The sequence below is a fragment of the Saccharopolyspora tripterygii genome, from assembly GCF_054778355.1.
The window spans coordinates 1-2,466 of sequence record NZ_BAAGZP010000064.1; the positions used below are offsets into that span (position 1 = coordinate 1).

Sequence of the window (2,466 nt, forward strand, 5' to 3'; positions counted from 1 at the left end):
ATCGGGTTGATGTCCAGCGCCCGCAGCAGCGGCGAGTACTCCCCTTTCACGTCACCGCTGATCAGGGTGCGGACGCCGAAGAGCATCATGCGCAGCAAGAACGCGACCACAGTGGACGACTTGCCGCGTCCTGGCTCACCGAAGATCACCATGTTCGGATTGGTCGCCAGCCCGCGCAGCACCCACTCGATGGGGTGGGCGTAGAACGCGCCGCCGGAGACGGTGTCGTAGCCGATGCGGGCCCCCACAGCCGGTACGCCGTTGGACGCCAGCAGCGGAAACAGCCCGCCGATCTCATGGGTGGCCGCCTCATACACCGCCAGCGGCGCCTCGACCGGAGACCAACCCTGACCAGGCCGGGCCAGGCCACGACGCGGAGCGATCGGCCGGTTGACTCGCTCCTTCTGCGCCACAGGCCGGTCCGGTGTGCGCGGTTTGCTCGGTGGCGGGGCACCGAAATCGGCCAGCAGCTGCGCGGCGCTGCGCTCGTTCATGCGGGTCTTCACAGCACACCTCCCCGTGCGCGCGGCAGCCCGACGCCGACCGGCAAGCAGGCGGCGACGAACACGGAATCCTGAGCGAGATCGAGCCGCAGCAACCGGAACCGGCCGGCGGCATCGTTTTCCAGGCGAGCGGCGTGGTCCTCGACGTTCCAGTGCGCGGGCACCGTCACCGCCGAGGCGGCGGCGTAGCGCACGATGGAATGGCCCGCAGCCACCGCCTTTTCCTGCGCACGGGCGCCGCTGGCCTCCCGCTCATCCGATGCGGAAGCCGAGAACCCCTTCGAGCTCTTGTAATCGCGCAGCACACCGGCCCGGAACCGGTAGTTCTGCACCGCCCGCGAGGCTCGACGGGCGTCCATGACCTCGTAATGGATTGCCAGACACCGGCGTTCACCTGCGGTTTTGACCGCCAGCAGCGGCGAGAGGCTGCCGAACACCGTGCCCGCCTCGGGCATGAGCACGCTGTAGCTCACGGTGGAGTACGCGTCGTGGTCATAGCGCCGCCGAGGCGGCGAGGGCGCCTCGGTCGGCCCGGCTGCGGCCTTGGGCAGGCCCTGCTGGCCGTCGCCGATGAGGTGCCCGGCCCGCAACACCGCCGAGCTGTCCGGGTTGAAGCCGGTGCGGATCGCCTCGGCCAGTCCGCTGCCGGAGAGCCATTCGACGCTGTCGGCGCCCAGTGCCTTGAGCGGGTCCTCGAGACCGTCGAGCACCCGGTAGAGCACCCGCGCCCGCCCCTCGGTCCCGCCGCCAGCGGCGGCCGCCGGTTTACGCAGCGCGTCCTCGGTGCCGGAGATGGTCACGAAAATCTCGTGGCGCACCGAGACGGCGCCGATGGTGCGGTCCAGCTCGTCGGCGGCCTGACGGGCCAGCGGCGGCGCCTGGTCGACCTCGTGCTTCGAGCGCCACACGCTGTACTCGGTGCCGTCGTCGGGCACGGTGCGCACCAGCAGCGACATCCGATCGATCACGTCGCGATGCCCGATGCTCAGCAGCAGGTTGCCCAGCCGGGAGGCCAGCCGTTCGCACTGCTCGTTGCTGAGCATCCCGACGCCGGTGTGGGTCAGGCGCGCGGTCGCGCCCCAGCGGCCGTCGCCGGTGTCGTGGATCAGCGCGATCCGGCCGCGGTCCTTGAACACCGGACCGTCAGGGAACGAGACCCGTTGCAGGACACCGGGCAGATCCGGCTCGTCGGGATCGACCGGCAGGCCCGAGGCGGCCTTGGACTGCCAGCGCGACCAGCCGAACAGCACGCCGAGCTGGTGCAGCACCAGGTGCGCCAGCCAGCGAAACGCCGGCCGCCCGCGTACGGGCACGACGACCAGGCAGGCGATGAATCCGCAGATCGTGGCCAGGATCAGGGCGGTGAGGAACTGGCCTGCGCTGACGGTCCAGAGCACCGGAACGGCCAGCACGATGCAGGTCAGTGCCTGCAACGGGGTCAGTCCCATGATCCAGCCTGCGTGTTCGCGCCTGGCCAGACCGCGATAGATCCGCACGTTGTTGGTACTCATACGATCACCGCCGCTTCCGCTTCTTCAGAGGCAGCGCCACCGCCGCCACCGTTGTTCTTGGGACCGCCACCACCGCCGCCGCGGGGACCGCCTCCCCCGCCGCCGTCGTCGTCGGGGCCGTGTCCGTAGTCGGGCGGTTCGGGAGGAGGCGGCTCGGGATATCCACCGCCTGCGCTGCCGCTCCCACCGCCGCCGTCGCCGCCGAAGCCGCCACCGTCGTCGCCGCCGCCGACGCCTTGCGGGCCGATGCCGTCGGAGGAGGTCACGCGGCCGCTGTTGGCCGCAGCGGGCGGGGCCGCAGCACCGTCTCCGCCGAGGACGTCGTCATCGCCGTCGCCGCCGGGATCTGTGGGCGGCGATGCGGAGCTCTGGCCCCCGCCGCCACCGGAGCCCCCGCCACCGCTGGAACCGCCGGAGCTGTGGCCGATGCCGTGGTTGTCCATCTCGCCGTC

Annotated in this window: 2 protein-coding genes and 1 pseudogene; all 3 read right to left on the reverse strand. The window is 71.2% G+C overall.

Features of this window, described 5'->3' with window-relative positions; all coding sequences use genetic code 11:
- A pseudogene (locus tag ACYVF3_RS32525) lies at window positions 1-506 on the reverse strand (ATP-binding protein); the annotation flags it as partial.
- Complete coding sequence (locus ACYVF3_RS32530; protein ID WP_461158117.1) at window positions 503-2,014, reverse strand: SCO6880 family protein; 1,512 nt, start codon at window positions 2,012-2,014, stop codon at window positions 503-505. The gene ACYVF3_RS32530 and the pseudogene ACYVF3_RS32525, both read right to left, overlap by 4 nt.
- The coding region (locus tag ACYVF3_RS32535) for a hypothetical protein (protein ID WP_461158118.1) at window positions 2,011-2,466 on the reverse strand (456 nt) is incomplete at its 5' end. The genes ACYVF3_RS32530 and ACYVF3_RS32535, both read right to left, overlap by 4 nt.